Here is a 6,454-nt window from a genome sequence, read left to right as displayed (position 1 = left end):
CCCACTTTCGCACCGCGGTTCAATACGCTTCTGCCACGAACTGCGCCGCGTTGTTCCGGTCGAAGAAGCGGTCGGAGATCAGCTTCTTCGTGGGCACCTGCTCGCCCTTGCGGATCTGCTCGATGGTCTCGAACGCGATGGGGCCGAAGCGCGGGTTGCTTTCCACCGTGGCGCCCAGCTCGCCCCGCTGAATGGCCTCGAGCGCGGCGCGCTGGCCGTCGATGGAGACGATCTTCACGTCCGTGCCCGGAGTGCGGCCGGCCGCCCGCAGCGCCTGGATGGCGCCCAGCGCCATCTCGTCGTTGTGCGCGTAGACGGCGGTGATCTGCGGCCCCAGCGACTGCGCGATGTTCTGCATCACCCGCTGGCCGTTGGCGCGGGAAAACTCGCCCGTCTGCGACGCCAGCAGCTTCATCCCCGGGTGCTTGGCGATCACCTCGCGGAAGCCCTTGGCCCGGTCCGCCGCCACCGACGAGCCGGGCGTCCCCGTGAGCTCAACGATCCCCGCCGTGCCGCCGGTCTCCTTGACCAGCCACTCGGCGGCGCGGCGCCCCTGCTCCACGAAGTTGCTCCCCAGGAAGGTGACGAAGTCCTCGCCTGGCGTGCCCTCGGCCTCGCGGTCCACCAGGATCACGGGGATGTTGGCGTCGCGGGCCGCCTGCAGTGCGGGGGCGAGGCCCTCGAACTCGCGCGGGGCCAGCAGGATCACGTCCACGCGGCGGGCGATCAGGTCTTCGACGTCGGCCACCTGCTTGGCCGTCTGGTCCTGCGCGTCGGTGACCACGATCTCCATCCCGCGCTTCTTGGCCTCGTCGCGCAGGCTGGCCGTCTGCGCCATCCGCCAAGGGTTGTCGTGCCCCATCTGCGAAAAGCCCACGGTGAACTTCCCATCGTCCTTGCGCTGGCACCCGGCCATGGGAAGAACCGCCAGGACGGCGAGGATGCCGGTCAGGAGCCTGGTGCTGCGGCGGTGCGGAAGGGACATGTGTCGGGTCGCGGGAAGCAGGGTCGCGATGGATGGCGGCGCGGGCCGCGGGGAGGTTCTGAACCTGTCCGAACGAGTTCAATTCATCCGAGAGTACACGCCGCTTCCGCCCCTGTCAAGGATTTGGAGCAGATCGTTCGTACTCTGGACGAAAGAGCTTGACACGCGACAGTGCACGGCCTAACCTAAACCCGCCCGAACCAGTTCAGGCGTGTTCGACTTCCTCGAAGGACCTCCTGCCGGCGCCCTCCGCGGCGCCCAATCGCCCGACCGAATGCAGAGCAAGCGCGCAACCATCACCGACGTCGCCCGGCTGGCGGGCGTATCCAAGGCCACCGTCTCCGCCGTCCTCAATGACACCGGGACGGTCAAGGCCAGCACCCGCGACCGGGTGCTGTCGGTGATGGAGAACGTCAACTATCGCCCCGCCGGCTTTTCCGGACGGGCTGCCGCGCAGAACGAGCGGAGCATCGGGCTGGTCATCAAGGAGATCGACAATCCCTACTACGGCGAAGTGGTCACCGGTGCGCGGGCCGCGGCGCAGGAAAGCGGCTACACCCTGCTCGTCACCAGCTCCGAGGGCGAGTACGAGGCCGAGCGCAAGGCGGTGGAGCTGCTGCAGCGCAAGGAAGTGGACGGGTTGATCCTGACGCCGGTGCTGGACTACGACGCCGACCTTTCGCACCTGTTCGAGCTGAAGCGACGCAACTTTCCCTTCGTGCTGCTCGAGGAGCTGCGCGGCGTTCCCGCCGGGCTGATCGACGTGGACAACGAGGAAGCCTCGCGCAAGGCGGTGGAGTTCCTGATCGCGCAGGGCCACACCCGCATCGTCCACTTTGCCGGGCCCGCCTACTCGTGGCACAGCCAGGAGCGCATCGACGGGGTGCGCCGCGCCTGCAGCGCCTCGCACGTGATCTTCGGCGACGACGACGTGGTGAGGGCGGGGGCGCACATGGAGGACGGCTACCGCGCCGGGCTGGAGTACTTCGGCGCGCTGTCCCCCGCCGCGCGGCCGACTGCCGTCACCTGCTACAACGACCTGGTGGCGCTGGGGCTTTGCCGCGCGCTGAACGAGCTGGGGATCGGCGTGCCCGCCGACGTGTCGGTGGTGGGGTTCGACGACATCCAGATGCTGGAGTACCTGCCGCTGCGCCTGACGACGGTGCGCATGCCCAAGTTCCAGATGGGCCAGCTGGCCGCGCAGATGCTGATCCGGCACATCGAATCGCGCGAGGCGCTTCCGCCCCAGAAGGTTCACCTGGAGGCCGAGCTGGTGGTGCGCGACTCCACCCGGGCCGTGCCGCAGGCCCCGCCGCCCGGCCGCATCCGCCTCGCCTCGGCGGACGGCGACGGCACCGCCGCCTCCGGCGGGCGCGCCCGGACCGTGGCCGCGCCCTGAGTACACCGTAGTCCCGCGGCCTCGTTGCCGCTTGCTCCGCACCCTTGCGTTCCGCGGTACCCATGAGCGCGTTCAGACCCGGCCGGTCGCCCCCGGCGGCGCACGGCGCACGCAGCACCACGATCCGCTCACCCTTCCGGCCCGCGTGGCCGGGCCCGTTCACCCGCTTCCCATTTCGAGGGAACGCCATGAAGAACTCCGTGTTCACCCGCGCCGGGCTCGCCGCGAGGCTGCTCCCCGCGCTTGCCTGCCTGGCCCTGCTGCTGTGGGGCGCCGCACCCCTCGCCGCGCAGGGCACGGGCCGGATCACCGGCGCCGTCACCACCGCCGAGGGCGCACCCGTGGCCGACGCCACCGTGACCGTCGTGGGCACCCAGATGACGGCGCGCTCCGGCCCCGACGGCCGCTTCACCATCACCGGCGTTCCCGCGGGCACGCACCAGGTGCGCGCCGGGCAGATCGGCTTCGCCTCCGGCACCCTTTCGGTGAGCGTGGCCGCCGGGGAGACCGCCGTCGCCAACTTCCGCCTGGCCACCCAGGCGCTGATGCTCGAGGAGATCGTGGCCGTGGGCTACACCTCGCAGCGCCGCGCCACCGTGAGCGACGCGGTGTCGGAGGTGACGGCCGAGCAGCTCGAGGACCAGCAGGTCGCCACGCTGGAAGAGGCCCTGCGCGGCCGCATTCCGGGCGTGACGGTGCAGTCCACCGGCGAGCCGGGGCAGAGCTCCCGCGTGATCGTCCGGGGGCAGAACTTCCTGGGCAACAGCGACCCGCTGTACGTGATCGATGGGATGTACACGCGCCAGAACCCCAACCTGAACCCCGAGGACATCGAGACCATCCAGGTGCTCAAGGATGCCTCGGCGGCGGCGCAGTACGGCGCGCAGTCGGCCAACGGCGTGATCGTGATCACCACCAAGCGGGGCCGCTCCGGCACGCCGCGCGTAACGGTGAACTCGTACTACGGCGTGCAGGACGTGCCGCAGCGCATCGAATTCGTCAGCGGGTCGCGGTGGAGCCAGATCAACAACATGGCGCGCACCAACGCCGGGATGCCGGCCGACAACACGCAGTTCTCGGTAGACACCGACTGGCAGGACGCCGTCTTCCAGACGGGGAACATCCAGGACCACAACTTCTCGGTGGGCGGCGGGACGGACAACGCCAGCTACCTGCTGGGCGCCGGGTGGTTCCAGCAGGAAGGCACCATCATCAACACCGGCTTCGAACGCGCCAGCGTGCGGGTGAACAGCGAAATGCGCGGCGACCGCTGGCGGGTGGGCGAGAACCTGGCCGTTTCGCGCAGCACGCGCGACAACGTGGTGGGCTTTCCGCTGATCGACGTGGTGCGGCTGCAGCCGGGGATCCCGGTGTACGATCCCAACAACGCCAGCGGCTACGGCTACGGCAGCGGCGGCGGGGCGCTGGCCACCTTCGGCACCAACCCGGTGGGCGCCTTCGAGCGCGAGGACAACACCGACGCCACCAACCGGGTGCTGGGCAACCTCTTCGGCGAGCTGCAGCTGTTCGGCGGGCTGCGCTACCGCGTGAACCTGGGCGTGGACTACGTCGACAACAACTTCCAGCAGTTCGTCCGCCAGCGGCAGATCCGGCAGAACACCGTGCCCACCTTCAACGAGGGGCGCGACCAGCGCGGCAGCTTGCTTTCGCTGCTGCAGGAGCACCTGCTGCAGTTCGAGGGCTCGCGCAGCGAGCACGCGCTGAACGCGGTGGCCGGCATCACCGAGCAGACCACCAAGTTCCAGGGCCTCGAGGCCTACCGCCGCGGCTTCGCCGACGAGGACATCAACGAGATCGACGCGGGCACCAGCAACTTCGCCAACCGCGGCTTCTCCATCCCCGGCGCGCTGCGGGGCCTGCTGGCCCGCGCCAACTACTCGTACGCCGACCGCTACCTGCTCACCGGCACCTTCCGCCGCGACGGCTCGTCGCGCTTTGGCCCGGGGAACAAGTACGGCAACTTCTTCTCGGGCTCGGCGGCCTGGGTGGTGAGCGAAGAGCAGTTCTTCGACGGCATCCCGTTCGTCGGCGGGGCCGACAACCTGAAGCTGCGCGCCAGCTACGGCTCGCTGGGCAACCAGGACATCGGAGACTTCCAGTACGCCGCGTCGGTCATCGCCAACCAGAGCTACCTGTTCGGCAACAGCATCGCCACGGGCGCCACGCAGCTCAGCCTGGCCAACCCCGACATCCGCTGGCAGGACCAGACGCAGATGAACGTGGGGCTGGACCTGGGCGTGCTGGGCGGCGACCTGCAGCTGACGGCCGACTACTACGTCTCGGAGTCCGGCGGGCTCCTGGTGCAGGCGCCCATTCCCTGGAGCCTGGGCGCCGTGGGCGCGCCCACGGTGAACGCGGGCACCATCCGCAACCGCGGCTTCGAGCTGGGCGCGCAGATGACGCTGCAGCGCGGCGACCTGGACCTGGACCTGGCCGCCAACCTCACCACCATCCGCAACGAGGTGACGGAGCTGGGCAACGGCGGGCAGCCCATCTTCGCCGGCTTCGGCAACGTGTCGCGCACCACGGTGGGCGGCTCCATCGGCGAGTTCTTCGTGCTGCAGACGGACGGCATCTTCCAGAGCGACGCCGAGGTGCAGGCGTACCGGGCCAGCAACGGCAACCGCATTCAGCCCAACGCCAAGGCCGGCGACATCCGCTACGCCGACCGGAACGACGACGGGCTGATCAACGACGACGACCGCTACGTGGCCGGGAGCCCCATCCCCGACCTGGAGACGGGCCTGAGCCTGGACGCCAACTACCGCGCCTTCAACTTCGGCGTGTCGATGCGCGGCAGCTTTGGCGCCGAGGTGTTCAACGTCGCGCGGTACTGGACGGACCGCATGGACGAGAACAGCAACTACCGCGCTGACCTGGACCCGTGGACGCCGGGCAACACCAGCACCGACGACCCCCGCGCCGTGTTCGGCCCGGCGGGCGCCGACAACGCCCGCGCCAACACCGACCGGTGGATCGAGGACGCGTCGTTCCTGCGCATTCAGAACGTGGTGCTGGGCTACCGGCTGCCGGCCGGGCTCACCAGCCGCTTCGGCATCGCCGGCGAGGGGTCGCGCATCTACCTGAACATCCAGAACCTGCACACGTTCACCAGCTTCTCCAACTGGGACCCGGAAATCCGCGGCGGCGACGCGCTCACGCGCGGAATCGACGATGGGCGGATCTACCCGAACCCGCGCACGTTCTCGCTGGGCATCGACGTGAACCTGTGATGCCCCGGAGCCGACGGATGGACCTTCAACCAGGGGGGAGACCCCGAGCCATGACGAAATCCTTTGGAGTGATCCCGGCCCTGCTGGCGGCGGCGCTGCTGGCGGGGTGCGCGGAGCTGGACGTGACCGATCCCAACCAGCGGACGGCCGACACCTTCTGGCAGACCGAGCAGGACGCGGTGATGGGGGTGAACGCCGCCTACCGCGGGCTGCAGGAGAACGGCGGCTACGGCCGGTGGCTGCAGTTCGCCTACGACATGCGCTCCGACATCGGCTACAGCCGGAGCCCGTGGGGCGACCTGGCCAACTTCACCAAGTCGGTGCTGGGCAGCTACGACTTCGAGGTGAACCGCGAGATCTTTCAGCACCACTACCAGACGGTCTTCCGGGCCAACCAGGTGATCGCGTACGTTCCCGCCATCACGGGAATGAACGCGGGCACGCGCGACCGCATCGTGGGTGAGGCCAAGTTCATCCGGGCGCTGGCGTACTTCAACCTGGTGAACCTGTACGGCAACATCCCGCTGGTGCTGGAGCCCTCGAACCCGGCCGACCGGCCGGCGCAGGTGACGCCCGACGTGGTGTGGGCGCAGATCGAAAAGGACCTGACGGAGGCGCGCGCCGCGCTTCCCGCCGGCTACACCGGGAACGACGTGGGCCGCGCCACCCGCGGCGCCGCGGCGGCGCTGCTGGGCCGGGCGCACCTGCAGCAGCGCGAGTGGGCCCCCGCCGCGGCGGCGTTCGCGGAGGTCACCGGCGGAACCCAGTACTCGCTGCTCGCGAACTTCGGCGACAACTTCACCGCCGCGGGCGACA

4 protein-coding genes are annotated in these 6,454 nt (G+C 69.6%); 3 read left to right on the top strand and 1 reads right to left on the bottom strand.

The window, feature by feature from the left end:
* Window positions 1–19: 19 nt before the first annotated feature.
* On the bottom strand, window positions 20–985 hold the full coding sequence (locus tag VIB55_RS04130; protein WP_331875403.1) for an ABC transporter substrate-binding protein: 966 nt from the start codon (window positions 983–985) through the stop codon (window positions 20–22).
* Window positions 986–1,259: 274 nt separating this feature from the next.
* On the opposite strand from VIB55_RS04130, the gene VIB55_RS04125 reads away from it, so the two are divergent.
* From VIB55_RS04125 to VIB55_RS04115, 3 genes are all read left to right on the top strand, one after another.
* Window positions 1,260–2,384: a LacI family DNA-binding transcriptional regulator gene (locus VIB55_RS04125; protein ID WP_331875402.1), complete on the top strand. Its 1,125-nt coding sequence runs from the start codon at window positions 1,260–1,262 to the stop codon at window positions 2,382–2,384.
* Between the two features lie 188 nt (window positions 2,385–2,572).
* The gene (locus VIB55_RS04120; RefSeq protein WP_331875401.1) at window positions 2,573–5,638 is read left to right on the top strand and encodes a SusC/RagA family TonB-linked outer membrane protein; all 3,066 of its coding nucleotides are present in this window, start codon (window positions 2,573–2,575) and stop codon (window positions 5,636–5,638) included.
* Window positions 5,639–5,688: 50 nt separating this feature from the next.
* Window positions 5,689–6,454, top strand: a 766-nt coding sequence (locus tag VIB55_RS04115; RefSeq protein ID WP_331875400.1) for a RagB/SusD family nutrient uptake outer membrane protein, incomplete at its 3' end; no start/stop codon positions are given.

Origin of the sequence: Longimicrobium sp. (assembly GCF_036554565.1) — a bacterium.
In the GTDB taxonomy this organism is placed as follows: Bacteria; Gemmatimonadota; Gemmatimonadetes; order Longimicrobiales; family Longimicrobiaceae; genus Longimicrobium.
This window is presented reverse-complemented; position numbering and strand designations above follow the sequence as displayed.